This window comes from Streptomyces sp. NPDC045968 (assembly GCF_056430475.1).
Genome location: NZ_JBWKLF010000007.1, coordinates 1 through 26,181 on the forward strand (window position 1 = coordinate 1; position 26,181 = coordinate 26,181).

21 protein-coding genes are annotated in these 26,181 nt (G+C 72.5%); 10 read left to right on the forward strand and 11 right to left on the reverse strand.

What is annotated here, in order from left to right:
* From AC07FA_RS20540 to ptsP, 3 genes are all read left to right on the forward strand, one after another.
* The coding region (locus AC07FA_RS20540) for a hypothetical protein (RefSeq protein ID WP_479077250.1) at window positions 1-183 on the forward strand (183 nt) is incomplete at its 5' end.
* Window positions 184-431: 248 nt separating this feature from the next.
* Window positions 432-881: a PTS sugar transporter subunit IIA gene (locus AC07FA_RS20545; protein ID WP_479077251.1), complete on the forward strand. Its 450-nt coding sequence runs from the start codon at window positions 432-434 to the stop codon at window positions 879-881.
* A gap of 75 nt (window positions 882-956) precedes the next feature.
* Complete coding sequence (gene ptsP, locus AC07FA_RS20550) at window positions 957-2,627, forward strand: phosphoenolpyruvate--protein phosphotransferase (protein WP_479077252.1); 1,671 nt, start codon at window positions 957-959, stop codon at window positions 2,625-2,627.
* A 63-nt stretch (window positions 2,628-2,690) separates the two neighbouring features.
* Here ptsP and AC07FA_RS20555 read toward each other — a convergent pair whose 3' ends face one another.
* Window positions 2,691-3,590, reverse strand: a complete 900-nt coding sequence (locus AC07FA_RS20555; protein WP_479077254.1) for a hypothetical protein — start codon at window positions 3,588-3,590, stop codon at window positions 2,691-2,693.
* 78 nt (window positions 3,591-3,668) lie between these two features.
* Window positions 3,669-5,645 carry an acetoacetate--CoA ligase gene (locus tag AC07FA_RS20560; protein WP_479077255.1) on the reverse strand — a complete coding sequence of 659 codons (1,977 nt, stop codon included), beginning with the start codon at window positions 5,643-5,645 and terminating at the stop codon, window positions 3,669-3,671.
* A gap of 216 nt (window positions 5,646-5,861) precedes the next feature.
* Between AC07FA_RS20560 and AC07FA_RS20565 the strand changes: the two genes are divergently transcribed.
* A complete protein-coding gene (locus AC07FA_RS20565; protein ID WP_479077256.1) occupies window positions 5,862-8,204 on the forward strand; it encodes a glycoside hydrolase family 31 protein in 2,343 nt (780 codons plus the stop codon).
* 112 nt (window positions 8,205-8,316) lie between these two features.
* On the opposite strand, the gene AC07FA_RS20570 is transcribed toward AC07FA_RS20565, so the two are convergent.
* Entirely contained in the window at window positions 8,317-8,775 is a 459-nt protein-coding gene (locus AC07FA_RS20570) for an NUDIX domain-containing protein (RefSeq protein WP_479077778.1), read from the reverse strand.
* Window positions 8,776-8,916: 141 nt separating this feature from the next.
* Here AC07FA_RS20570 and AC07FA_RS20575 point away from each other — a divergent pair, with 141 nt between their 5' ends.
* The 4 genes from AC07FA_RS20575 (at window position 8,917) to AC07FA_RS20590 (ending at window position 11,927) form a co-directional block, all read left to right on the forward strand.
* Window positions 8,917-9,720, forward strand: coding sequence for a M15 family metallopeptidase (locus tag AC07FA_RS20575; RefSeq protein WP_479077258.1), 804 nt, complete (start codon window positions 8,917-8,919; stop codon window positions 9,718-9,720).
* A 125-nt stretch (window positions 9,721-9,845) separates the two neighbouring features.
* Entirely contained in the window at window positions 9,846-10,193 is a 348-nt protein-coding gene (locus AC07FA_RS20580; protein WP_479077259.1) for an Mpo1-like protein, read from the forward strand.
* Between the two features lie 49 nt (window positions 10,194-10,242).
* Window positions 10,243-10,740 (forward strand): Zn-ribbon domain-containing OB-fold protein, encoded by a 498-nt coding sequence (locus tag AC07FA_RS20585; protein ID WP_479077260.1) that lies wholly within the window; start codon window positions 10,243-10,245, stop codon window positions 10,738-10,740.
* Window positions 10,737-11,927 (forward strand): lipid-transfer protein, encoded by a 1,191-nt coding sequence (locus AC07FA_RS20590; protein WP_479077262.1) that lies wholly within the window; start codon window positions 10,737-10,739, stop codon window positions 11,925-11,927. The genes AC07FA_RS20585 and AC07FA_RS20590 overlap by 4 nt, the downstream gene beginning before the upstream one ends.
* A gap of 121 nt (window positions 11,928-12,048) precedes the next feature.
* Here the strand turns inward: AC07FA_RS20590 and AC07FA_RS20595 are convergent, their stop codons facing one another.
* Both AC07FA_RS20595 and AC07FA_RS20600 read right to left on the reverse strand, forming a co-directional pair.
* The gene (locus tag AC07FA_RS20595; RefSeq protein ID WP_479077263.1) at window positions 12,049-13,029 is read right to left on the reverse strand and encodes an alpha/beta hydrolase family protein; all 981 of its coding nucleotides are present in this window, start codon (window positions 13,027-13,029) and stop codon (window positions 12,049-12,051) included.
* Window positions 13,026-13,949, reverse strand: coding sequence for a zinc-binding dehydrogenase (locus AC07FA_RS20600; protein WP_479077264.1), 924 nt, complete (start codon window positions 13,947-13,949; stop codon window positions 13,026-13,028). The genes AC07FA_RS20595 and AC07FA_RS20600 overlap by 4 nt, the downstream gene beginning before the upstream one ends.
* Before the next feature lie 89 nt (window positions 13,950-14,038).
* On the opposite strand from AC07FA_RS20600, the gene AC07FA_RS20605 reads away from it, so the two are divergent.
* Window positions 14,039-14,971: a LysR family transcriptional regulator gene (locus tag AC07FA_RS20605; RefSeq protein ID WP_479077266.1), complete on the forward strand. Its 933-nt coding sequence runs from the start codon at window positions 14,039-14,041 to the stop codon at window positions 14,969-14,971.
* Window positions 14,972-14,976: 5 nt separating this feature from the next.
* Here the strand turns inward: AC07FA_RS20605 and AC07FA_RS20610 are convergent, their stop codons facing one another.
* Genes AC07FA_RS20610 through AC07FA_RS20625 form a run of 4 tightly spaced genes read right to left on the reverse strand, consistent with a single transcriptional unit; the run spans window position 14,977 to window position 19,233 of the window.
* The gene (locus AC07FA_RS20610; RefSeq protein ID WP_479077267.1) at window positions 14,977-15,582 is read right to left on the reverse strand and encodes a GTP-binding protein; all 606 of its coding nucleotides are present in this window, start codon (window positions 15,580-15,582) and stop codon (window positions 14,977-14,979) included.
* Complete coding sequence (locus tag AC07FA_RS20615; RefSeq protein WP_479077269.1) at window positions 15,563-16,000, reverse strand: DUF742 domain-containing protein; 438 nt, start codon at window positions 15,998-16,000, stop codon at window positions 15,563-15,565. The genes AC07FA_RS20610 and AC07FA_RS20615 overlap by 20 nt, the downstream gene beginning before the upstream one ends.
* Window positions 16,001-16,009: 9 nt before the next feature.
* Complete coding sequence (locus tag AC07FA_RS20620) at window positions 16,010-16,453, reverse strand: roadblock/LC7 domain-containing protein (protein WP_479077271.1); 444 nt, start codon at window positions 16,451-16,453, stop codon at window positions 16,010-16,012.
* On the reverse strand, window positions 16,450-19,233 hold the full coding sequence (locus AC07FA_RS20625) for a sensor histidine kinase (protein WP_479077273.1): 2,784 nt from the start codon (window positions 19,231-19,233) through the stop codon (window positions 16,450-16,452). Before AC07FA_RS20625 ends, AC07FA_RS20620 begins: the two co-directional genes overlap by 4 nt.
* A 473-nt stretch (window positions 19,234-19,706) precedes the next feature.
* Between AC07FA_RS20625 and AC07FA_RS20630 the strand changes: the two genes are divergently transcribed.
* A complete protein-coding gene (locus AC07FA_RS20630) occupies window positions 19,707-20,147 on the forward strand; it encodes a hypothetical protein (protein WP_479077274.1) in 441 nt (146 codons plus the stop codon).
* Between the two features lie 126 nt (window positions 20,148-20,273).
* Here AC07FA_RS20630 and AC07FA_RS20635 read toward each other — a convergent pair whose 3' ends face one another.
* On the reverse strand, window positions 20,274-25,073 hold the full coding sequence (locus AC07FA_RS20635; protein ID WP_479077275.1) for a hypothetical protein: 4,800 nt from the start codon (window positions 25,071-25,073) through the stop codon (window positions 20,274-20,276).
* Between the two features lie 80 nt (window positions 25,074-25,153).
* Window positions 25,154-26,059, reverse strand: coding sequence for a hypothetical protein (locus AC07FA_RS20640; RefSeq protein ID WP_479077276.1), 906 nt, complete (start codon window positions 26,057-26,059; stop codon window positions 25,154-25,156).
* Window positions 26,060-26,181: the final 122 nt, after the last annotated feature.

Genomic DNA, 26,181 nt, shown 5'->3' on the forward strand with positions numbered 1-26,181 from the left:
GCGCTTCCCTTCGTTCTTGCGTTTCCGACTCTATCAGACTCTTTCGTGTCCGATTCCCGGTCGAAGCGGGTTTCGCCTTTCAAGGAATTCGCTTTCGCGGTTTCCCTTTCCGGCGAGTCCGACTCTATCAGCCATTTCCTGTTCCCTTTGACCAGCCCTGCAGGCATGCAGAAGTGGAGGTGAGGGTTAGGATCTGGGCTTAATGGTCGCCGCCGACCCCCGACTCAATGTCGCGTTGGGGTCAGGCAGGAGTACGACAGTACAGGCCGCCGGGAGTCGAGGCAAATCGTTTCTGGTGCACCCCTAGGTCCGCCAACCGGTAGGTCTCGGGCGGAACCGGGACTTCATATGACTTACCCTGCTGAGCAGTACGCCGTCCCCCATCAGCCGCGGCGGCGACACACGAAGCTCCACCCCCTGGGAGGCTCCCCATGACCAACGTGACGTCCCCTCTGCCCGGACGCGCCATCGGACTCACCGCGGTGCCGGACCCGGTCTTCTCCGGCGCCATGGTCGGTCCCGGAACCGCGATCGACCCCGTGCGCGAGCCGTCGGAGGCCGTATCCCCGGTCGACGGCATCGTGGTCTCCCTCCACCCGCACGCCTTCGTCGTCGTCGACAGCGAAGGACATGGAGTGCTGGTCCACCTCGGTATCGACACCGTCCAGCTCAACGGCGAAGGCTTCGAGCTTCTCGTCAACAAGGGCGACACCGTCGTCCGCGGGCAGGGCATCGTCCGGTGGGACCCGGCCGCCGTGGAGGCCGCAGGCAAGTCGGCCATCTGCCCGATCGTCGCGCTCGAGGCCACCGCCGACTCCCTCTCCGACGTCCGTGAGGACGGCGACGTGAAGGTCGGCGACACGCTGTTCGGCTGGCAGTAACACCTTCGTAGACCTGACAGCCAGTTGGACAACCGCCGCGGTGGCACGGCCACCGCACAATCGGAGACGGGTGAAATGGAGACAACGCTGCGAGGCGTCGGCGTGAGCCACGGTGTGGCGATCGGCGAGGTTCGGCACATGGGTACGGCGGTCCTGGAACCGCCGGCCAAGCAGATTCCCGCGGAGGAGGCCGAGCGCGAACAGGGGCGTGCTCGCCAGGCCGTGGAGGCTGTGGCCGCCGACCTGATTGCACGCGGCAATCTGGCCGGGGGCGAGGCCCAGCACGTGCTGGAGGCCCAGGCCATGATGGCGCAGGACCCCGAGCTCATGGCCGATGTGGACCGGCGTATCGCTGTCGGCAGCACCGCCGAGCGCGGGATCTACGACGCGTTCGCCGCGTACCGTGCTCTGCTGGCCAACGCCGGTGAGTATCTCGCGGGGCGCGTCGCGGACCTCGACGACGTGCGGAACCGGATCGTGGCCCGGCTGCTCGGTGTGCCCATGCCGGGCGTGCCGGACAGTGACGAGCCGTACGTGCTCATCGCGCGGGACCTCGCGCCGGCCGACACGGCTCTGCTCGACCCGACGCTGGTCCTCGGGTTCGTGACCGAGGAGGGCGGACCCACCAGCCACAGCGCGATCCTGGCGCGGGCGCTCGGTGTCCCCGCTGTCGTGGCGCTGCCCGGTGCCGGTGAGCTGGCCGAGGGAACGGTCGTCGCCGTGGACGGCTCGACCGGCGAGATCTTCGTCGATCCGAGCGCCGAGAAGCGCGCGGAGATGGAGAGCGCCGCCGCGGCCCGCAAGGCCGCGCTGTCCGCGTCGACCGGCCCCGGTGCGACGTCGGACGGGCACAAGATGCCGCTGCTCGCCAACATCGGCGGTCCCGGCGATGTGCCGGCGGCTGTGGAGGCGGGCGCCGAGGGCGTCGGGCTGTTCCGTACGGAGTTCCTGTTCCTGGACGACAGCAAGCAGGCGCCGTCCGAGGAGAAGCAGGTCGCGGCGTACCGCGCGGTGCTCGAGGCGTTCCCCGAGGGCCGTGTGGTCGTGCGGGTCCTGGACGCCGGTGCCGACAAGCCGCTGGACTTCCTGACTCCGGCGGACGAGCCGAACCCGGCGCTGGGTGTGCGGGGGCTGCGCAGCCTGCTGGAGCACCCCGATGTGCTGCGGACGCAGCTGACCGCGCTGGCGAAGGCGGTCGAGGGACTCCCGGTCTATCTCGAGGTCATGGCACCCATGGTGGCCGACCGTGCCGATGCCAAGGCGTTCGCCGATGCCTGCCGCGAGGCCGGGCTGCAGGCGAAGTTCGGCGCGATGGTGGAGATTCCGTCCGCCGCGCTGCGGGCGCGCTCGATCCTGCAGGAGGTGGAGTTCCTGTCGCTGGGTACCAACGACCTGGCGCAGTACACCTTTGCCGCCGACCGTCAGGTGGGGGCCGTTTCCCGGCTCCAGGACCCGTGGCAGCCGGCGCTGCTCGACCTCGTCGCGCTGTCGGCCGAGGCGGCCAAGGCCGAGGGCAAGAGCTGTGGTGTCTGTGGCGAGGCGGCCTCGGACCCGCTTCTCGCCTGTGTGCTGACCGGTCTGGGTGTCACCTCCCTCTCGATGGGTGCCGCGTCCATTCCTTATGTACGCGCCACCCTGGCGAAGCACACGCTGGCCCAGTGCGAGCGTGCGGCCGCTGCCGCGCGTGCCGCCGACTCCGCCGAAGAGGCGCGGAACGCCGCGCAGGCGGTGCTGTCGGGCGAGTAGTCCGGCGCAGGTGCTGGTGGAAGGGGCTTCCCGCCGATGGTGGCGGGGAGCCCCTTCGGCTTGTCAGTGGTGCGTTTCCGGTTCGTCTGCGCCGATGTCGAATCCGGCACGGTATTCGACGCCCGATTCCGGGGCGACCGGTTCACCCGTATCGGCGTCGGTGCAGTAGGCGCTGAAGACCTCTCCTTCGGTGAGGGGGACGAGGCCGCCGCGGATCAGCCGCCAGCCGTGGACCCGGTCCGGGGTGTCCGGGCCGCTCGTGCGGAGCACCACTCCCCCGCGGGTCTCCAGGGCGATGCCCACCGCGAGGACGGTGGCGAACTCGGCTCCTTCGGTGGAGTCGAGGCGGGCCGGTCCCGTGGTGCCGCACTCGGTGTGGAGGACCGCCAGGAGCTGTTCGTTCTCCGTGGGGGTGCTGCACACCATGTGGTGGGTGCCGGGGCCGGCTGTTGCCAGGAGGCGGGACAGGAGGTGGGAGGCGCGGTCGAAGGCGGCGCGTCCGATGTCCTGTCCGCAGTCGACGCACTCGCCCAGGCCCGCCAGGAGCATCGTCGCGTACTCCCAAGTCGCCCGGCGGACGGCCCGGCTGATGAGGAGTGGCACCAGTGTCTCGATGGGCTGGCCGGTGTACGCCACGGTGGCGCCGCCCGCCGCGATCTCGGCGGTGAAACGGGTGCGGCTGGAGCCGCTGTCCGGTTCGAGGGCCGATTCGGCGCAGAATTCCGCGTAGTCCTCGGGGTCGAAGAGCGCGACCGTGGTGTGCATGCCCTGGGATGCGAGTGACTTGAGCAGGCCTTCGACCTGCTGGAGATAGACCGTGTGGCTGGCGAAGGTGAAGCTGCGGTACTGACGCATCGCCGCGAAGTCCTGGGCATCGACCAGGAGGCCGATCGTGCTGGGTGCTTCGCGGCGCAGCGTGCGCCGCATGGATGTGCCCTGCCGGTACTGCCGGGTGTGCGCCATGTGTCCCCCTGTGCGCTGTCGAACAATGCTCACTCAGCGTAATCAGGGGGACTGACAGTGGCTCCGTCGTGCGGACGGTCAGTGGCGGGTGCGGGCCAGGTCCACGTAGAAGTGGAGGAGTTCGAGGTTGTCCACGGAGCCCGGATTGACGGCCTTGGACAGGGCCGTGCCCTGGAGGAGGCGTTTGACCGGGACTTCGATGCGCTTTCCGGTGAGGGTGTGCGGGATGCCGGGCACCTCGATGACCTCGTCGGGCACGTGGCGCGGGGAGAGGTTCTCGCGGATGGTCAGCTTGATCGTGTCGCGGAGCTTGTCGTCGAGCGTGGCGCCTTCGGCGAGGTGGACGAAGAGCGGCATCCAGTAGCCGCCGTCGGGTTCCTCCAGGCCGATCACGAGGGATTCGCGGATCTCGGGGAGCCGTTCGACGGCCTCGTAGATGTCGGCGGAGCCCATGCGTACGCCCTGCCGGTTGAGCGTGGAGTCCGAGCGGCCGTGGATGACCACGGAGCCGTGGCCGGTCATGGTGATCCAGTCCCCGTGGCGCCAGACGCCGGGGTACATGTCGAAGTAGCTGTCGTGGTAGCGGCTGCCGTCGGGGTCGTTCCAGAAGCGGATGGGCATGGAGGGCAGCGGGTTGGTGACGACGAGTTCGCCGACCTCACCGATGAGCGGTTCGCCCGCGGGGTCCCAGGCCTGGAGGTCCGTGCCGAGGCAGGGGGCCTGCAGTTCGCCGATGTGTACAGGGAGCGTCGGGACCGCGCCGGCGAAGCAGCTGCAGACGTCCGTGCCGCCGCTGACCGAGGCGATCCAGAGGTCTTCGGCCACCTCGTCGTGGAGCCAGCGGAAGCCGTCGGGCGGCAGGGGGGAGCCGGTGGTGGCCACGCACTGGACGCGGGAGAGGTCGTAGTCCCGTCCGGGGTGGATGCCGGCCTTGCGGCAGGCCATGACGTACGCGGCCGAGGTGCCGAAGAGGGTCGCTCCGGTCTGTTCGGCGACGCGCCACTGGGCGCTGACGTCGGGGTAGCCGGGGCTGCCGTCGTACAGCACCACCGTGGTTCCGGTGAGCAGGCCGGAGACGAGGAAGTTCCACATCATCCAGCCGGTGGAGGTGTACCAGAAGAGGCGGTCGTCGGGGCCGAGGTCGCAGTGCAGGCCGATCTGCTTGAAGTGTTCGAGCAGGATGCCGCCCTGGGACTGGACGATCGCCTTGGGGAGTCCGGTGGTGCCGGAGGAGTACAGCACCCAGAGCGGGTGGTCGAAGGGGACCTGCTCGAACACGGGCTCGATGTCCGCGGAGGTGAGGGCGGCCCAGTCGAGGGTGCCCTCGGGTGCGTCCGTGCCGAGCAGCGGAATGTGGACGACGGCGCGCAGGGTGGGGAGCTCCCGGCGCAGTTCCGCGACGGTTTCGGTGCGGTCGTGTTCCTTGCCGCCGTAGCGGTAGCCGTCGACGGTGAACAGGACGACGGGTTCGACCTGCTGGAAGCGGTCGAGGACGCTGCGGGCGCCGAAGTCGGGGGCGCACGAGGTCCATACCGCGCCGACGGCGGCGCTGGCGAGGAAGGCGACGACGGCTTGGGGAATGTTGGGCAGGTAGCCGCTGACCCGGTCGCCGGGCGTGACGCCGAGTGCGCGGAGTTCGGCGGCGAGCGAGCCGACCTGTCGGCGCAGGGCCGACCAGCTGATCGGCAGCTGGGTGTGGGTCTCGTCCACGTGGAGCAGGGCGGGGGCGTCGGCGCGCAGGGGGTCCTCGGCGGTGCGCAGGGCGTGCTCGGCGTAGTTGAGGGTGGCGCCGGGGAACCACTGCGTGCCGGGCATGGAGCGCTCGCCGATGACGGTCTCGTACGGGGTGGAGAACCGTACGTCGAACCAGTCGGCGACGGCCTGCCAGAAGGTGTCGAGTTCATCGACCGACCAGCGGTGCAGCGCGGCGTAGCCGCCCTCGGCAGGTGCTCCGTACCGTTCGGCCGCCCAGTTCTGGAAGCGGGTGACGGCCGCGGCGGCGATGCGGTCGGCGTCGGGCTCCCACAGGGGGGCTTCTTCGGCACGTGCGGTCATGGGTCGGCTCCCTGGCTGACGGGTACGCGGGGTGGGCGTGGCGCGCGCACGTGCTGGGGTGCGCGCGTGCGCGGCTTTTACGGACGATGCCATGTGATCGTCTTTCGCACCAGGGTCGCCCGGCCATGGTTGCCTGCCCGGTCATGTGGTCCGGCCACGGGTGAACGGAAGTTGAACGGAGCCCGTTCTGCCGCGGCCGGCTGGCAGGGTGGCCGCATGAACGGTCGTGACCTGGTGCGCTCGGTGAAAATGGTCGGTTCGGTTGAGGGGCTGCGCACAGTGCGCATGGCCTGGCGGCACCGGCGTGCGGACGCGCGGGCGCTGCCGCCGCGCGGGGCGGAGCGGGCGAGAGTGCCGGGCCTGTTGACGGGGGCGGAACCGGGCCCCGGCGGGGGTGTCGTGCGGTTCGCCCGTTCGGAGCTGCGGATACGTGTCGCGGCGGGCGGTGCGGTGTTCTGGGCGTGGGACGGGGCGGAGCCTCTGCCGTCGTACGCGGTGTCAGGTCCCGGACCGGAACCGGACCCACGTGCCGCGCTGGAGCCGGACAAGGACGGCGGCTGGCAGGTGGTCTCGGAGCGGCTGACGGTGGCGGTGTCGCGGCACGGGGCGGTCGAGCTGCGTACGCCCGGCGGGCTCGTGCTCCGGCGGGAGCTGCCGCCGCGCTGGTGGGAGCCGGTGGCGGGAGGCGCGGCGCGGTGGGTCCAGCGGTCCGAGGTGCCGGCCGACGCGCGCTTCTTCGGGCTGGGCGGGCGGGCTAGCGGTGCACGGCTGCGTGAGGGGACGTACCGGCTGTGGAATCCCGGTCCCGGCGGGAGTGCCGGTCCTGGTGACGGGCCGCGGAATCTCACGATGCCGGTGCATCTGGTCGTGTCCGACGCGGGGACGCACCTCGCCTTCCATGACAACACGTGGGCGGGGCGCGTGACCTTGCGCGAGGGCGAGGAGGGAGCGGGCTCCGGGCACGACAGGCCGGGGACCTGTGAGGTGCGGATGGACGGCGGCCCCCTCAGGTGCTGGGTCGTCGCGGGGACACCGGCCCGGGTGCTGGGGGGCTGGACGGCGCTGACCGGTGCGCCCGCGCTGCCGCCGTCCTGGGCGCTGGGTGCGCAGCATCCCGGGCCGGGGTCGGGCGGCGAGGAGGAGGTGCGGCGGATCGTGGCGGGGTACCGGGAGCGGGCGCTGCCGCTGTCCGTAATCCGCCTGGACCCCGTCAACGGCGACGTCGGGCAGCTGTCCGGTGTGGACCACGAGCGGTTTCCCGGTCTGCCCCGGCTGGCGAAGGAGTTGCGTGAGGACGGTGTCCGGCTGGTGTCGGCCGTGGGGCCCGCCGTGCCGGCGGTGCCGGGTGACGCCGTGTTCGGCGGTGGACAACGGGTCGGGGCGGCCGGTGCGTACGTCCGGGATGCCGGGGGGCGGGCGGTGCGGGGCGCGGGGCGGCCGGGCGGGTGCGTCTATCCGGACTTCACCGATCCGCTGGTGCGCGCGTGGTGGGGCGCGCTGTACGAGGAGCGGCTGGAGCAGGGGTTCTCCGGGGTGTGGCACGAGTCGGGTTGTCTGTCGGCCGAGTCCGGTCCCGCGACGCTTCCGTTGTCGGCTCGGTACGCGCTGGAGGGGCGCGGTGGTGATCATCGCGAGGCGCACAACGTGTACGGGCTGGCCATGGCGCGTGCCGGGTACGAGGGGGTGCGCCGGCTGCGGCCGGACGAGCGGCCGTTCCTGGTCTCGCGTTCCGGGTGGGCGGGGGCACAGCGGTACGGGGGTGTCCTGACCGGTGCCGGGGTGACCGGCCGGCCGGGGCTGCGGGCTTCGCTCGCGATGGTGCTGGGCCTCGGGCTCTGCGGGGTGCCGTACGCGGGGGTCGATGGGGGTGGGACGGAGGATCCGGACGAGCTGTATGTGCGCCGGCTCCAGCTCGGCGCCTTTCTGCCCTTGTTCCGTACCGGTGCGGCGGTGGGCTCGGGCGGGCGTGAACCGTGGGAGGCGGGGCCGCGGGTCCTTGAGTACGCGAAGGCCGCGTTCGACGGGCGTGAGCGGCTGCGCCCGTACTTCGTGACGCTGGCTCAGGTGGCCCGGCTGACGGGCGCCCCGTATGTGCGGCCGTTGTGGTGGGGCGCGCCCGGCGACCGTGCGCTGCGGGACTGCGAGGACGCCTTCCTGCTGGGCGACGCGCTGCTCGTGGCGCCGGTGCTGGAGTGCGGGACGGAGCGGCGGGCGGTGCGGCTGCCGCGCGGGCGCTGGTACGACACGGTGACCGGGGAGGCGTACGAGGGGCCGGGGCAGGTGCTCGTGGACGCGCCGTTGTCGCGGATTCCGGTGCTGGCGCGGGCCGGTGCGGTGATTCCGGTGCGGGGCGCGGAGGGCGGTCTCGAACTGGAGGTGTGGGCTCCACCGGTGGACCGTACGGGCGGGGGTGTGGTGGTGCGTGACGCGGGCGACGGGTGGGCGCGGGCGGAGGTCGAGCGGTATACGTCGCGGATGGCACGCGGGCGCGTGGTCGTCGAGCGGGAGGGCGGAGAGGAGGGGGCGGCGATGCCTCCCGTGCGGGTACGGGGGCTCTAGTGCGGTGACCGCATGCGTCCACGGGGGTTCCGCGACCTTCGGCCGCGTTCTGTCCTCGATCGCCGGACGGGCTTGAGAATCAGGCCCGTTCCGACGATCGGAGAATGGGGCGTCAGCCGTAGTGGCCGGCGAACCAGGCGTGGACGGCTCGGGTGTGCAGGGGGAAGGCCAGTTCCCGGGCGGTGCGCAGCACGTCGTAGCCGGCGGTCTCGTCGGTCGGCACGGAGGGCGGCAGGGCGGCGGCCGGGCGTGGGGGCAGCAGGCCGAAGAGGAGCAGGTGGCCGGCGGGGCTGCTCATCGCGTCGGCCAGGCGGACGTCGTGCTCGTGGGCCTCGATGCCGGTTTCCTCGCGGAGCTCTCGTACCACCGCATGCCGCCAGTCCTCGGCGTGGTCGATGAAGCCGCCGGGGAGCGCCGTACCACCCCGCTGGGGCGGGATGGTACGGGTGATGACGACGAGTCCGCCGCCCTGCGCGTCGGTGACGGGCAGCAGGGCCACGGCGACCGGAAGCGGATTGCGGTAGGCGGTGGCGCCGCAGGTCGCGCAGGCCCTGGGCCACGCAGCGGACATCCGCGCGGAGTACGGCGTACCGCAGCTTCCGCAGTGCGAGTGCGGGGTGGGCGTCGTGGGCGGGTTCGTGGGTGCGGACACGGGCGGACTGTATCCGATCACTCTTTCGCGAGGGCCCCGGAGCTGATAGACGATGTGCCCATGACAGGAATTCGCACCGCCTTCCGCGCTCTGGCGGCCACGGCCGCCACCCTGCTCGCCGTGTCCGCCTCCCCCGTGGCCCAGGCCTCACCCGAACCGAAGGCCCCCCGGGAGTTCGTCTCGCTGCGCTCGGTCGATCCGACGATCATCCAGGAGATGCGCTACACCACCGCACACAACTTCCTGGGGGCGCCCGTCGACGGCTACCGGCAGCCGGTCTGCATCCTGACCCGGCCCGTCGCCGACGCGTTGCACACGGCGCAGACGCGGCTGCTGCGCCAGGGCTATTCGCTCAAGGTGTACGACTGTTACCGGCCGCAGCGGGCGGTGGACCACTTCGTGCGCTGGGCGAGGGATCTCGACGATCAGACCATGAAGGGCGAGTTCTACCCGAAGGTCGACAAGACGCGGCTGTTCGAGGACGGTTACATCGCGGAGAAGTCCGGCCACAGCAGGGGCAGCACGGTGGACCTGACCCTGGTGAAGGTGCCGGCGGTGCCCACCAGGCCGTATGTGCCGGGCGAGGCACTGACGCCCTGCTACGCGCCGCAGTCCGAGCGCTTCCCCGACAACTCGGTGGACATGGGCACTGGTTACGACTGCTTCGACACCCTGTCGCACACCGACGACCCCCGGATCCAGGGAATCCAGCGCGCCAACCGGCAGTTGCTCAAGCAGACGCTCGTCGGTCTGGGCTTCGTGAATCTGGCCGAGGAGTGGTGGCACTTCACCTTCAAGCCGGAGCTCTTCCCGGACACCTACTTCGACTTCCCGGTGGCGCGGCGTTCCGTCGCGGGGCACTGAGGCCGGCAAGCCGGCCCTGGTGAACGGGCGGTCGGGACCACCCCCGTGGGCTCCGGCCGCCCGTTCTCCTCTTCGGACGCGGACGGGCCGTATCCGGTTGCCGTTCCAGCCATTACGGTGCCCCTATGTCACAGGAGACGTTCGATTCGTACGAGGAATTCTGGCCCTACTACGTGGCGATGCACTCGCGCGCCGCGACCCGCTGGACGCATCTGACGGGAACGCTGACCGGCCTCACGATCGCCGCCTACGGGCTGGCGCGCGGGCGATGGCGGTATGCCGCGGCGCTGCCGCTCATCGGGTACGGGACCGCCTGGCCGGCGCACTTCTTCATCGAGAAGAACAACCCGGCCTCGTTCGGACACCCCGCGTGGTCGCTGCGCGGTGACATGCAGATGATCCGAATGATGCTCGCGGGCCGGGACCGGGAGCTGGCCGAGACCGCCGCCAAGTGGCTCGCCGAGAACCGCTGACCGTGGCACACTTCTGACGTTCCGTCAGATCCAGTGCCGGGGAGGGGCTTTGCCGCACACGCGCACACCCGTGGTGACCGGTTGGTTCACCGAGGACAGCACCGACGAGGACTTCCGGCTGCTGGGCACCCGCTGTTCCGGCTGCCGGACGGTCTTCTTCCCCCGCGAGGACGGCTTCTGCCGGAACCCGGGATGCGCCGGCGGGGAACTGGCCGAGGTGCCGCTCTCCAAGCGGGGCACGGTCTGGTCGTTCACCGACGGCCGTTACCGGCCCCCTCCCCCGTACGTCTCCGATCCCGGTGTGCCCTGGGAGCCCTGCACACTGATCGCCGTGGAGCTGGCCGCCGAGCGCATGGTCGTCCTGGGGCAGGCGGTACCGGGGGTCGCAGTGGCGGATCTGGCGGTCGGGATGACGGTCGAGGCGGTACCCGGTGTGCTCGGCGACGCCGCCGGAAGCGGGGCCTTGCGGGCGACGTGGAACTGGCGGCCCGTACCGGCTCCGGGCTACCCTCCGCCGTCCGCCGCACCGGACGGCGGTGTGGCATGACGGGCGATGTGGCGGTCCTCGGGGCCGGGATGCACCCGTGGGGCAAGTGGGGGCGCAACTTCGTCGAGTACGGCAGGGTCGCGGCGAAGGCGGCGCTCGCCGACGCGGGCCTGGACTGGCGGGACGTGCGGTCGGTGGTCGGCGCGGAGACGGTGCGGGGCGGCTACCCGGGGTACGTGGCGGGGTCGACGTTCGCGCAGGCGCTCGGCTGGCAGGGCGCGCGCGTGACCAGTGTGTACGCGGCCTGCGCCTCGGGCGCCCAGGCCATCAACGCGGCCCGTGCCCAGATCCTGGCGGGTCTGGCCGATGTGGTGCTCGTGGTGGGGGCGGACGCGGCGCCGAAGGGTTTCTTCGCCCCGGCCGGCGGCGAACGGCCCGACGATCCCGACTGGTTGCGCTTCCGCGTCCTCGGGGCGACGAACCCCGCGTACTTCGCGCTCTACGCGCGCCGCCGGATGGCGCTGTACGGGGACACGACCGACGACTTCGCCCTGGTCAAGGTCAAGAACGCGGCGGCGGGAGCACTGAACCCGCACGCCCGGTACCGCGCTCCCGTGACTGCCGCGCAGGTCGCGGCGTCCGCCGTGGTCGCCGACCCCCTGCGGCTCCTCGACATCTGCGCCACGTCCGACGGCGCGGCGGCCCTGGTCCTGTCCGGCATGGACTTCGCCAGGCGCCACGGGGCCGCCGACCCGGTCCGTATCCGCGCGGTCTCCACCGTCACCCCGGTCTTCCCGCGGGAGGTGCTGGACCTGCCGGACATCGCGACGGATTCCGCGGTGGCGGTGGAACCCGCACCGGAGAGCTACCGTGCCTCGATCGCCCGGGCCGCGTACGAGGAGGCCGGCATCGGCCCGCAGGACCTCTCGCTCGCCGAGGTGTACGACCTCTCCACCGCGCTGGAACTGGAGTGGTACGAGGACATCGGGCTCTGCGCACCGGGTGACGGCGCGAAACTGGTACGCGAGGGAGTGACCGCGCTCGGCGGGCGCATGCCGGTCAACCCGAGCGGCGGGCTCGCCTCCTTCGGGGAGGCGGTGCCGGCGCAGGCGATCGCTCAGGTCTGCGAGCTGACGTGGCAGTTGCGCGGAACCGCGGGCGGGCGCCAGGTGGCCGGCGCCCGCGCCGGGATCACGGCGAACCAGGGGCTGTTCGGCCATGGCTCGGCCGTGATCGCGGTGCGCTGACCCCGGACGGGCCCTGCCGGGACCGGCGCGCGGCTGCCCCTGCGTCCCGCTCCACGAGAGAGGTGCTCGGCGTGTGCCTCCGTTGGGGGGACAGACATCAGGCAGGGATCGCTGGAGCGGTTCATATGAGTACTCCGGAAAGCCAGTCGGCGGTTGCCGGAAGCCAGTCGGGCCGGGCGTTGCCGAGAAGGTGGTCGCCGTGCGGGACGAGCAGGTACTCGCCGCGCGGTGCCAGGCGGGCCAGCGGCTCCCCGTTGGTCACGCCCGGGATGACGTCCTGGCCGCCGTCCACCACCAGGAGCGGGGAGGCGATGTGCGGTGCCTGCGCGGAGAGATCGACCCGGCGCACGAAGTCGCGGGCCTCTTCCGTTCCCCCGGCGCGACGGACGAGGGTGTCCCGCACGAAGGGCGGCAGCGCGTCCCAGTCGAGGAGGGAGGGGCCGCTGACCGTGACGGCAGCGGCCACCCGGGGCTCGTGGGCGGCACTTTCCGCCACGTAGTAGCCACCCAGGCTGAGCCCCACGAGGCCGACCCGTTCGACTCCCAGCGCGTCGATGACCTGGCCGATCACCTGGTGGTAGTCCGGCCGCACCGTGGTGCCGGCGGCGAGTACGCCCTGGCCGGGGCCGTCCATGGTGAACACCGCAAGGCCCCTGCGCAGCAGGGCTGTCGTCACGTGGTGGAACTCCTCCTTGCCGGAGTCCAGGCCGGGCACGACGACGACGGTGGCCGGGGCGTCGGCGGGCCCGCGCAGCCACCCGGCGAAGGTGGACCCCGCGTGTCTGCGGGACTCGGGCTCCTGGACGGCCAGTGCGCGGCCCATCGCGGTGTCGGCCTCGGCGGCGGCCAGGTGCTGGTCGGCGTGCGGGGCCAGGGTGGCGATGTGGAACCAGCGGGCCGCCGCCTGATAGTCGTCGCCCGCCGATACCGGTGAGGCCGCTCGGCCGGCGCGGGCGACGTACCGCTGTGCGGTGCGGACGCACGCTTCGCCCCAGCCGTCGAGGGAGGTCAGTGCGCCGGTCACGCGCAGGTACTCGTGGGGATCGAGCCCGGCCCCGGTGGCCCGGGACAGATTGGCTGCCGAGAACTCGTGGACGTTCATCGCTCTGCCCCCGTGGTCAGGACGGCCTTCCCTCGCACCCGGCGTTCCCGCAGGTCGACCAGCGTACGAGCGGTCTCCCTCCAGTCGGCGCGGCGGCCGATCTCCGGATGCAGCCGCCCATGGTCGACCAGGCGCACCAGTGTGGCCAGGTCCGGGCCGTACGGCGTGCCCGCGTAGTGGAAATGCCGGATCGTGGCGTCCCGCGGACCGGAGAGGAGGTCGAAGAAGTCGAGCGTCACCGAGTTGCGGGCCGCCTGGCCGAACCAGATCAGGGTGCCGCCCGCGGCCATCCTGGCCAGCGCGAGGGGAAGGTGGGGGCCGCCGGTGGATTCCAGCACCACGTCGAACGGCCCCTGAGCATCCTCCACATCGTGTACGACGGCCGCCGCTCCCAGTTCGCCTAGCCGCTCGCCCCGCGCGGGGGTGGCGGTCACCGCGGTGACGTCTGCTCCGGCGGTGGCGGCCAGCTCGGTGACGTAGTGGCCGACCCCGCCCGAGGCGCCGGTCAGCAGTATCCGCCTGCCCATCAGGCTGCCGGCCGCGCGCAGCAGCCGCAGAGCGGTGATGCCGGCCAGCGGAAGTGCGGCGGCCTGGACCGCGCTGACACCGTCGGGCAGTACGGCGAGCGCGTGGGTGGGCACCGCCGCGTACTCGGCCCAGCCGCCCGCCGCCGGGTGTCCCACGATCCTGGTGCCGATCGGCGGACCGGAACCGTCCGCGGCCGCCTGCACCACCAGCCCTGCGATGTCCTTGCCGGGAAGCTGTCCCGGCCTCGGCTGTTCGAGAAGGAACGTCTCGCCCCGGTTCAGGGAGAACGCCTCCACTCGGATCAGCGCCTCTTCCGGCTCCGGGACGGGCTGGGCGTCCTCGGTGAACTCGACCGGCCGCGCCGGGTGCCCAGTAGGGATCAGTCTCTGCATGCTGATGATGAAAACGCCGGTGGTGCCGAGCGATCCAACAACGGCAGGGAAAGGCCGACAACCGATGGTTGTCGCCTAGGGTGAGAGGCGTGGATCTTGACTTGGCTCAGGTGCGCGCCTTCGTACGCGCCGCTCAGGAACTGCACTTCGGGCGAGCGGCCGAGTCGCTGTCCATCTCGCAGCAGGCACTGTCCAAGCGGATCGCCCGCCTGGAGTCCGGGCTCGGCACCGAGATGTTTCACCGCGGGGGCCAAGGGGTGCGGCTCACGGAGGCCGGGCGCCGTTTCCTGGAGCCGGCCAGGCGGACCCTGTCCGCGTCGGAGGATGCCGTGGCCGCCGTACTGGACCGTCCCCGGCCGCTGCGCGTCGATGTATGGGGTCATCTGTACGCGCCTATGCGGACGTTGGCGCAGGCGGTCGCGGTGGCCGGCGCACCGTCTCCGGAGCTCGGGCACGGCCGTGATCTGCCGTCGGTGGCGGCCTCGCTGCTGCGTGGCGACATCGACGCGGCGTTCGGCCGGGTCCATCCGCCCCTGCCCGCCGGGCTGACCCACCGCCTGGTGCGCCTCGAACCGGTGGACGTCGTCCTCGGTGTGGACCATCGGCTCGCCGCCGAGCCCGTGCTGCGCCCCGGACACCTCCGCGACAGCGTTCTGTGGACGCCCGGGGCGCTGGGCCGGCTCGACTTCCTGTCCCGTTTCGCCGAACGGTTCGGCATACGCGACCACGCCGAAGGCGCCAACCTGGGTCTCGACCACTTCCTCGCCGACGTGGCCGCGGACCCGCGCCGCTTCTCGCTGATGCCGGCCGACGTACCACTTCCTCCGGGTGTGCGGGTCCGTTCCGTGCCGCTGATGGGCCCCACGCCTCTGTACGCCTGGTCACTGCTCTGGCGCGACCAGCACGGACATCCCCCGCTGCGGGAGCTGCTGAGCACGTTCGCGGCGGAAGCCGGGCGCAACCGGTGGCTGGAGTACGACCCGGCCCGCGACTGGCTGCCCGAAGCCCACACGGCCGCATGACGTGATCACGTCGTAGCGGGTTCCCTGAGCCTGTCCGCGCGCGCCATCGCGTGCTCCACCACCGCGACCAGCACGTCCCGTACGGACGGGCGGTCGCGGGCGTCGCACAGGAGTACCGGGACCTCGGGGTCGAGGTCCAGCGCCGCCTGCACCGTTTCGACGGGGAACCGGTCGGCGCCCTCGAAGCAGTTCACGGCGACCGCGAACGGGATCGCCCGGCGCTCGAAGTAGTCCACCGCCGCGAAGCAGTCCTCCAGCCGTCTCGTGTCCGCGAGGACGACGGCGCCCAGCGCGCCCTGGGACAGCTCGTCCCACAGGAACCAGAAGCGGTCCTGCCCCGGGGTGCCGAACAGATAGAGCACCAGGTCCTCGCGCAGCGTGATGCGGCCGAAGTCCATCGCCACCGTCGTGGTGGTCTTCGCCTCGACGCCCGCCAGGTCGTCCACCGGACGGCCCGCTTCGCTCAGCCTCTCTTCCGTACGCAGCGGTCTGATCTCGCTGACCGCCCCCACCAGGGTCGTCTTGCCCACTCCGAAGCCGCCCGCCACCAGGATTTTCAGGGTAACGGGCTCGACGGGCCGCCTCTTGCGGCTAGAGCGCCCGAAGGCCATTGATCACCTCGCGAAGAAGGTTCGCGTCCGGCAGTTCGGCCGGCGGAACGGGACGGGTTACATGCACCAGCTCGTCCTCCACGAGATCGCCGACCAGGACCCGTACCACCCCTACGGGGAGGTCGAGTCCGGCCGCGAGTTCCGCGATCGACTGGGGCATGTCACTGCAGAGTTCGACGATCTCTACATGTTCCGGGGAGAGCGTCTGGTCCCGGCCGGGATCGTCGGCCGCCGGTTCGGGGACGACGACCGCGATCAGGTCGAGGCGGTGGCGGGACGCGCTGCTGGTACGCCCCCGGGTCATCGCGTACGGGCGGACCACCGGTCCCGCGTCCGCGTCGTACCACCGCGAGGACTGGGAGACGGTGGACGCGGCCGGAGGTCCGGAGACGGTGCCCCGGGAGGAGTCAGCGCTCATGCCATCCACTCACCCTCCGGCGGGCAGACCGGTCGTCCGGGGGGCGTTGGCCAGGTGGGCCCCCACGCGCTTGACCATCAGCGTCATCTCGTACGCCACCTGGCCGACGTCGGAGTCGGAGTCGGCAAGGACGGCGAGGCAGCTGCCGTCGCCGGCCGCGGTGACGAAGAGGAACGCCTCGTCGAGTTCGACGACGGTCTGGCGCACCCGGCCCGCGTCGAAGTGGCGGCCCACACCCTTGGCGAGGCTGTGGAACCCGGAGGCGACCGCAGCCAGATGCTCGCTGTCCTCGCGCGTCAGGTCCTTGGACGTGCCGGTGGCGAGGCCGTCGCTGGAGAGCACCAGCGCCTTGTGGATGCTGCCGACGCGATCGACGAGTTCGTCGAGTAGCCAGTTGAGTTCGCCGGAGCCGTGGCGGCTCGCGTCGGATGCTGCGGCGTTCGGTGCGGTCATGGACCGTCCCCTCCCGGAGTGGTTCGTGGTGCTGTCTCGCCGCGGCCGGCGGTGTCTTCGGCGCTCTCGGCGTTCTCACGCCTGCCACGCTGCCAGCCACGTTGTAGCGAAGCCATGCGATTGCGTACTTCGTCCGCGTCGCGTTCGAGGTCGTCGGCGGCGTCCACGGGGACATGGCCGGGAGTCCGGTGTGCGGATTCCTCCCGGAGCTGGTGGGCGAGGCTGGCCTGCCGGACCCGGCGTGGCAGACCGCCCACCGTCTCCCGTACCGCTTCCGCCGGGGCCGGGGCGGCCGGCCGTTCCCTCGTCGCGGGAGGTGGCGGGAAGGTGTCGGGGTGGGCGCGGTCCGCCTCGTCCACCCGGCGTCCCCGGTCGGAGACCAGGGTGGGCGGCTTGCGGCGCGGCAGGGGGATGGGCCCCACCGGGCGCATCGGGCGGACATCGGCCTCGTGTTCGCCGGTCTGGTCGGCGGCCTGCTGGTGCTGTTCGCGCTCGCCGTCGCGGCGCAGGTCCCGTGCGCGGAAGATGCCGCCGCGTTCGCTCTCGGTGTCCTCCAGGTCGGAGACGCCGTCGAGTACGGGAGCGAGTGCCGGATCGAGCTCCGGGTCCACGTCCCGGCCGGGGCCCTGCGGGAAGCCCAGGGCGTCGAGCGGACCTTCGAGTTCCACGGGGCCGTCGAGGACGGAGGGGCCTACGAGGCCGGTGGGCACCGGGGAGAGGACGGAGGAACGGCCGTTCTCCTGCGTCGCGCTGTCGCGGACGCCGTCCTCGGGTGAGCCGTCCTTGCGGGACCGGCCGCTGCCCGGTGCGTCGATGCCCGGGCGTCCGCCGGCGATGGCCCTCTCCGCTCTGCGGTCGAGGCGGAATCCGGTGCCGTGGGTGTCCGGTGCGTCCGTCAGCAGCGCGGCCGGGATGAAGACGACCGCGGTGGTCCCTCCGTACGGAGACCTCTGGAGGGAGACGCGTACGTTCTGCCGCTGGGCGAGCCGGCTGACCACGAAGAGGCCCAGCCGGTCGGTGTCGGAGAGCTCGAAGTCGGGGGTCTCGGCGAGCCGGAGGTTGGCGTCGAGGAGGATCTCGGGGGCCATGCCGAGGCCCCGGTCGTGGATCTCCAGCGTGAATCCGTTGGCGACGCGCTCGCCGTGCACCTGGACCGCGGTGTGCGGCGGCGAGAACACGGTGGCGTTCTCCAGGAGTTCGGCGATCAGGTGGGTGAGGTCGGCCACGGCGGGTCCGCCCACGCCGATACGCGGCAGCCGCCGGACCTCGATCCGTTCGTAGTCCTCCACCTCGGCGACCGCCGCCCGCACCACGTCCATCAGCTGGATCGGCTTGCGCCACTGGCGGGACGGGGCGGCGCCGGAGAGGATCACGAGGCCCTCGGCGTGCCGCCGCATACGGGTGGTGAGGTGGTCGAGGCGGAAGAGGTCGGCGAGTTCCTCGCTGTTCTCGGTGCGGCGCTCCATGGTGTCCAGCAGCGTCAGCTGGCGGTGCAGGAGGACCTGGTTGCGGCGGGCGAGGTTCACGAACACCTCGGAGACCCCGCGGCGCATGTCGGCCTGCTTGACCGCGGCCTCGACGGCGGCCCGCTGGAGGGTGTTGAGCGCCTGGCCGACCTGGCCGATCTCGTCGCGTTCGTACTGGAGATGCGGGGCCTCGGTCTCGACATCCACCTGTTCGCCCGCCGCGAGCCGGCGCATCACGCTCGGCAGTCGCACCCCGGAGACCTCATGGGCGTCCTTGCGGAGCCGCGAGAGGTCACGGATCAGCTCGCGGCCGATCCGTACGGAGACGAAGATCGAGACGAGCAGGGCGAGGAAGCCGAGCACACCGGCGATCCCCGCCTGGATCAGGACCCGGTAGCCGGCGGGTTCGGCGCGGTCCTGGAAGCGGTTGGTCATCTCGGTGGTGTCGTTGGCGAGCCGGTCCAGGACCGGTTCGCTCACTTCCTGCCACCGCTCCGCGTCGACGCTGCCCGGCCGCTTGAAGGGGCCCGCGTCGATGAGCGTCTTCTCCGCGCCGCGCAGGGGTTCGGTGTCGGGGCTGCCCCAGTACTGCTCCATGCGCCGGCGTTCGGCGGCGGGCAGGAGTTCGAGGTTCACCTCGTACAGCAGACGGCGCCCCGCGACCAGGTCGGAGGCCGCGCGCAGCTCTTCGGCGTCGAGCCGGCCCGCGACGAGCCCGGAGGCGATCAACGCGTCCTCGCGGGACAGCATTTCGCGGGCGCGGGAGATCCCGACCAGCGCCCGGACCTGCTTGTCCATCGATACGTTCTCCATGGTGTGGAGACCGTTCAGGAAGCGGTAGCAGGGATCGATGAGCCGGTTGTAGAAGTCCAGTGCCCGGTCGCGGTCGATGGTGCGACGCTCTACTGACTGCCGCAGTGCGTCGAGGCCGTCGACGGCGCTGAGGATTGAGTCGAGCCTGGTCTCGGCGTCCGGATGCAGTGCGTCACGGATGCCCTTCTGGTGTGCGCTCTCCCGGACGTCCGCCACGACCCGGTCGGTGGCGGCGCGCTGGCGGCGCAGGAGGGGCAGGGCGTCGGAGGCCCGGGGGTCGGCGAGGAAGATCAGCGTCTGACGTCGTTCGCTCTGGACGGCACGGACGGTGTCCTCCAGAGGATGACCGACCTTTTCCATGATCGAACCGGCGCCCATGAGTTCGCCGGCCTCACGGCCTGTGATGTAGGTGGCGAACACCCAGAGGCCCGTGAGGGAGACGAGCGGCACCATGAGCAACGCCACGATCTTCCTGCGGATGGACTTCCCGCGAAAGCGCATGGCCTCCCCCAGCTCGGCCCCGCGTCGCGGGGTGGTGTACGTCGGTGGCTCACCGGGTCCCTGTCGCTGACCGGTCGGCGTTCCGTCGGCATCCGTCAACAAACGGCGCGAGCCTACTACTGACACACAGACAACTCGAAGGCGTGTCCGGGCGAATTTCGGCCGCCCCGCTGAGACTTGATCAGGGGTTGTCCTGGTATTCCCGGAGATGAAATTCGCGAAAGCGACAGCCGAGGCCGCGTGGACTGTCACGTTCGCGGCACACGCAGTTGGCTGGAACCTTTCGTTCCATGGCCTTCGGGGCTCAATGACCCCCTTCTGCGGGAATCTTCACCGCGCGGCATTCGTCCAACTGTACGGGGCAGAGGGCTACATGGGTGCGTACGACGGGGCAGCAGGACCCCGCCCGCGTAGAACGGCTGTAATCCGGGCAGCCACCCTGAAGTCGGACAGCGGTGGGGAGTTGAAGGTTCTTGGACACGGAAGAGCGCCGGAGCGAGCAGGAGTCGGAGCGGTCCGCTCATATCCCGCGGCAGCTCTGGGTGGAGGAGCCCGCGGTGCGGCGGCGGATGCCGGACCCGGTGCGGAGAGCGGCTGTGCGCGCCGTGCTCATCACGTCACTGACCCTCATACAGGCCATGGTGGCCTTCCTGAGCGCCCTGGCGGGCTCGTGGCTGGCCTTCCCGACGATGCTCAGCAGCGTGGGCAGCACGGTGGTCGCGACGTGGTCGGTCCTGGACGTGTGGGTCACGCGTCAGGTGTGGAACCAGCGCAACGGTGTGGTGTCCGTGCCGAGCAGCACGGCGCGGCGGATGCGCCGTGAGCGGCGACGGGCCCGGCGCATGGCCAGGACCGCGACGCGGCAGGCCACGCGGATACGCCGCCGGGGCTCGGGCGGCCTGTCCAGGGCCTGACGGCCGCCCGGGCCCCGGCTCGCGTCGCCGGGGCGGAGCCGGGACCAGCGCGGTGAGCGGATACGTTCACCGGGTTTCGCGGCCTTCGGCCGCGTTCTGTCCTCAAGCGCCGGACGGGCTTGATCTTCAATCCCGGGCGGCCGCTTGTGCCTGGGCCGCTGCCTCGGCCGCCTGGGGCGTGCGCTTGAACATCCGGGTCGCGGTGATCTCGCCGTGGACCGTCTCGACGTCCGGGTCCTGCTGCGGCAGTCCGGGGCGCAGGTGCTCCTCCACGCTGATGTACTTCAGCCCCGCCCGCAGGTCCGCGTCGTTGCGGAGACGGATGACCAGGGGGAATTCGGCGAGCGCCGTCGTGTCGAACAGGCCGGTCGTGTAGAGCAGCTGGACACCCAGCGCGTCCGACACCGCCCGCTGGAGCTCCAGCAGGTACGTGGCGTTGGCGCGGCCGATGGGGTTGTCGAGGAACAGCGTGCCGGCGTGCCGGTGGCGGTCCCGCCCGCGGTCGTTGCTCCGGAGTGCCGCCATGGTGCAGTACAGGGCGATCGCCGCGGTGAGCAGCTGGCCTCCGGAGAACACGTCCCCCATCTGTCCGACCGGGACCCGTTCGGCGCGGAGCACCGCGTCCGGCTTGAGGATCTCCACGGCGATGCCCTTGGGTTCGAGGGCTGCCTGGACACCGCGCAGCAGCAGGGACATGCCGTCCCGGCGCAGGTCGGAGTTCTTCTTGAGGGCGGCGTGCGTGGCCTCGTCGATGACCAGGCCGAGGCGTTCGGTGAGTGTGGCCTGGTCGGGCTCCTCGAAGCGGATCCGCAGGAATTCCTGGCCGGACCACTCCCCCAGTCCGTCGGGCAGCTGGGAGAGCCGCTGCGCCGAGCGCAGGGTGGCGAGGGCGGACTCCACGAGCCCGCGGAGCCGGTCGACGATGGAGTCGCGGTTGCGCTCCAGCTGGGCCATCTCGTCGGTGAGGACGCGGAGGCGGGGGGCGAAGGCGGCGGCCCACTTCTCCGCGTGCTCGGGCAGGGCCGAGGCCGGGAGCTCCCGGATCTGCTGGCGTGCGGGGGTGCGGACCTGCTCGTAGCGGGTGGAGTTGGCGTGCCGTACGAGCACATCGCTCGCTTCCCGTACGGCGGTCTCGGCGGCCGACAGGTCGGCGGCGCAGCCGCGCAGGGAGCGGCGGGCCTCGGCGGCGGACCGCTGGGCCTCGTCGAGGGTGCCGGGATACGGCTCGGGGCCGTCGGTCTCCTCGTCGGCGCCGTGGTCCCGGAGCAGGTCGCGCAGGAGCGCCGCCGTCTCCTCGAAGCCGCGCGCCGAGTCCTCCGCGGTGCGGTGGGCGTGGAGCAGTTCGGAGTGGGCGGCCCGGGCGGTGTCCAGGGTACCGGTGGCGGAGGCCAGTTCGGCGGTGGCCGTGCGGAGCAGGTTCTGCGCCTGTCCGGCGTCGGCCGGGACCAGCTCGTCCGGCAGTTCCGTGTGGTGGGGCTCCTCGTCGACGGGGGCGAGCCGTTCGGCCTCACCGCGGAGCCGGCCGAGCTGCTCGCTGGCCGTGGAAGCCCGGGTCTCCAGGAGCTGGACCAGGGACTCGGCACGGGCGGCCGCGGCCTGCCGGGACGGGCCGTCGGCGCCGTCGGTGCCTTCGAGGAGCTGGGCTGCGCGGGTGCGGACCTTGTTGGTGAGGCGGTCGAGCTCGGCGAGAGCGGCGCTCTCGTCGCTCTCGGCGCGGGCCTGTTCGGCGCGCAGGTCGGCGCCGACGCCCACCTTCTCGTACAGCTGGGAGGCCGCCCGGTAGGCCTCGCGGAGGGCGGGCAGGGAGGAGCGGGCGGCGTCCTCCGTGGCATCCGGGAGCTTCTCCGGCGCACCGGCGATCTCGGCCCGCTCGGCTCGCAGGGCGCGGGCGGTACGGCGGGCGTCGTCACCGGCGCGCTGGGCGGCGCGGCGGTCCTCGTCGGCGGCGCGTGCGCGGTCCAGGAGGGTCGTGGCCCGGGCCTCCGATTCGGCCGCCTCGTCGACGAGTTCGCGCAGCCGGGTCTGCCAGCGGGCGCGTTCGCGCAGGCGGTGGGCGAGGCCGGCGAGGGCGTCGGCCGCCCGGCGGGCGCGCTGGGCGGTCTCCTGGCGTTCCTCGCGGACGCGGGCGGTTTCGGCGGCGGCCTCGTCCGCCTCGGCCCGGACCGCTCGGGCTTCCGCGAGAGCGGCCTGCGCCGCTTCGGCGGCCGTACGGGCCGTGCGGGCCGCCTCGGCCAGTTCGGTGAGCCTGCCGGGCGGGCAGTCGGAGCGCCAGGAGCCGATGCGGGCGGCGAGGGAGCGGTCGGCGGTGAGCCGGGACGCCAGGGTCCGGATGTCCTCGTCGCGGGCGGCGGCCCGGTGCCTGAGCGCCTGCCTCTCCTCGTCCGCCGCGTGCTCGTCGTGCATCGCCGGGTTCGGCGGGACCAGGAACACCCCGTCCGTCCCGTCGCCCGCTCCCGGGGCCGGGACGGGGGCGAGGAGCGCCGCGGCCGTACCGACGGCCACCGCCGAGCGGGGCAGCAGGGCGGCGGCGCCCAGCACCTCGCGGGCGCGGGCGTGGGATTCGGGGTCGGTGATCACGACACCGTCGACCAGCTCGGGGCGGGCCGCGAGGACCGACGCGTGGTCGGCGGGGTCGACGGCCTGGGCGAGGTAGCGCCAGCCGGGCAGCGCGGGAATACCGTGCTCGCCGAGGTATTCGACGGTGGCCAGCACGTCGGGGCCGGGCGGCAGCAGTCCGCCGTCACCGAGCGCGCCGAGGATCCGCGCGTCGTCGGCGGCGGCCGTGCGGAGCTCGAAGAGCCTGCGCTCGGCGGCGGTGATGCCCTGGTCGAGCAGCTCGCGCAGTTCGTCGGCGCTGCCGTCGAACTCCTCTGCGGTCAGGGCCTGTTCGGCCGCACGGGCCGGTCCGGTGGTGACGGGTTCGGCGACGGCCACCTGTCCGCCGGGGCCGGACGCCGTGGGGTGGGCGGCGTCCCCGGGGGCCGGCCGGCCGTCCTGTGTGCCGGTGCCGTGCGGCCCGTCCGGTCCGCAGACCTCGTCTCCCGCCCCCTGGCGGGGCCTGGGTACACCGGTGGGCTGCGCCGAGGGGAGGCCGAGGAGGTCGGCGAGGCGGTGGTCCGCGGCGATCGACTCGGCCGCCCTGAGCTCCGCCTCGTACGCCTGCTCCGCCGCCTGCGCCCCGTCGGAGGCACGGGCGGCGGCGAGTTCGGCCCGGCTCTCGGTCGACGCCGCTTCCCTGGCACGGTCCGCCGCCGCCGCGGCAGCCTCCCTGGCGGTGTCCCAGGCGGCGACGGCCGCCTGCTCCGACTCGCTCGCGGCGAGGGCCGCACGGGCCGGGTCCGCGTCGGGCGCCGTGTTGTCGAGCCAGCCCGCCCGTACGGCTTCGGCCGTCTCCTGCTCGACCTCCGCCAGGCGCTGGCGCAGATGGCCCGCCTCGCTGCGGGCGCGCTGGGCCTCGGTGGCGGCGGTGGTGGCGTCGCGGTGCGCCCGCTCGCCCGTCTCCTGGAGGACGCCGGAGCGCTCCTCCTCCTCGTTGGCCACGCGCTCCCCCGCCTCCGCGGCGGTGTGCAGGGCGCGTACGAGGTCGGCGGCGGCCGTGGCCCGTGCGGCGAGGGCCGGGGCCGCGTCGCGCTCGGCCTCGCGGATGGCGACGGCGACGCGTGCGGAGCGGTCGGCCGCGGCACGGTGGCGCAGGACCGCTTCGGCGGCCTGCCAGGCGGAGTGCAGCGTCCGCGCTTCGGCCAGTTCGCGGCGCTGGGCGGCCGCGCCCTTCTCGGCGGCGGTCAGGGCCAGCGAGGCGTGCCGGTAGGCGAGTTCGGCGGCGATCAGGGCGCGGCTGCCGCGGGCCTGCTCGGCTTCGGTGACGGTGTGGGCCGCGGCTGTGACCTGCTGGGCGAGCTCGCCGGCGCGGGCGCGCTCCCCGGTGGCGCGGGCGGAGAGCCTGCGGGCGAGGGTGCGGGTGCGGCGTTCGGCTCCGGCGTGGACGTCCCTGCTGCGGGCGCGGGTGTCGGCGGCCTCGACGATCCGGCCGAGCAGATCGACGGAGCCCGCGGTGAAGTCGCGTTCGGCGGTGAGCTCGGCGCGGCGGCCCAGCTTGTTGCCGAAGCCGCTGACCAGGTCGGCGAGACCGTCGGTGTCACGGGTGTCGGTGACGGCCCGGAGCAGCAGGTCGGTGAAGTCGGAGTCCTTCTTGACGGCGAAGAGTCCGGCGGCCTCGCCCTCGTCGGCGTTCATCTCGCGCTGGTAGCGGAAGAGTTCGGGGTCGAGTCCGAGGTCGCCGAGGTGCTCGTTCCACCGGTCGTGGATCTCTTCCCAGTGCACGTCGAGGTGCTGGTAGAACTTGCCGGCGTCCGTGAGGGCGTCGCGGAAGCCCTTCATGGTGCGGCGGCGGCCCCGTGCGCCGGAGACTCCTTCGGCGGCGCGGCCGACGGCGGTGGCCTCGGCGACCGGCAGCGAGTCGAGGCTGAGACCCGGTCCGGGGCGGAAGGAGTACCACGCCTCGGCGAACTTGCGGGGGTCGCTGGAGACCTGGCGCCCGCGCCACTCGCTGACCTTGCCGACGACGACGCACTCGCCGGTGAGGGTGTGCTGCCACTCCAGGGCGACATGGCCGCAGTCGTCGGCGAGCAGGAACTTGCGCAGTACGCCGGAGCTGGCGCCGCCGAGGGTGTTGCGGTGGCCGGGCAGCATCACGGAGAAGATCAGCTTCAGCAGGACGGACTTGCCGCCGCCGTTCTCCAGGAAGAGCACACCGGCGGGCGCGGGGCGGCGCGGCGGGCCGACCGGCTCGTCCTCGAAGAACTCCGCCTGGGCCGGGGCGGGGTTGGGTACGGGCTCACCGACACCGCGCAGGTCAAGCACGGTGTCGGCATAGCGCGCACCGGCGGGCCCGATGGAGTAGAGGCGGACCCGGGACAACTCGTACATGGCGGCGGACTCTCGTCGTTCAGGCAGCGGGAGGGGAACGTCGGGGGTGGGGCCCGGTGGAGACCGGGCCCGCGGGCGGGTCAGGCGTGGAAGGGCAGGCCCTCGTCGGCGGCCAGCTCGGCGCTGTCGGCGTCCGGTGGGGGCAGCAGGGTGGCCGTGCCGTCGGAGACCGGGACCACTCCCAGCTCCAGCAGTTCGGCCATGGCGGCACTGCCCGCCATGTCGCGGACCTGGAGCTGGTAGCGGGCGGTGGTGCGGTACGCGCCTCCGGCGTCGTCGCCGGTGCGCTGGAGGAAGCCGGAGTCGGTGAGGAAGGCGACGGCCTTGCCGATGATGCCGGTGGTGGAGCCGGCGAGCCGCCGGGCGTCCTTCGTCGCGCCGGTGGCGCTGCGCCGGGCGTAGATCCGCCACCCGGCCTCCAGGCCGGGGGCGTCGGTGGCCGGGTCGGTGTTGTCGCCGTGCTCCTCCGCCCGCTCCTCCAGGCGGTGGCACGCCTGGCGTACGAAGGCGTCGACGCCGTTGACCGTGATGCGGCCGATGTACCCGTTGTCGGCGAGGTCCTCGGGGCGGGGGAAAGCCATGGCCGCGACGGCGAGGTGGGCGAGGCCGTGCAGGAAGCGGTCGGCGGAGTCGGACGAGGCGCGGCGGGCGTAGTCGCCCATGCGTACGGCGAAGACCGAGTCCTCGCCCGCGGTGACGGCCATCCCGGCGCGGGTGGACACCTCCATGACGATCAGTCCGAGACCGGTGGCCACGGCGTCGGCGAGCCGGGCGAAGGCGGGCTCTTCCCGGTAGCGGCGGAGCAGTTCGGCGTATTCGGCGTCGCGGGCGGGCAGCAGCTTGGGCTGGAGCCCGAAGGAGACGAGGCGCGCGGCGTCGGCGGCGTCGGCCGGAGTGACGGGCGCCGGAGCGCTCGTCTCGGCCGCCGGGGCCGGATCTGCCGTCTCGCTCCACGCGTCGGTGTGCTCGGCGTGGTACTCGCTCACGGTTGGGGCTCCTCGGTGCGGGAACTGCGGAAACTCCGGGGTACGGAGGGGTGGTGGCCGTCGGCGGGGTGGTGGCCGTCGGCCCGCGGGTGCGGGGCGTCTGGGTCACTGCCGGTGTGCTG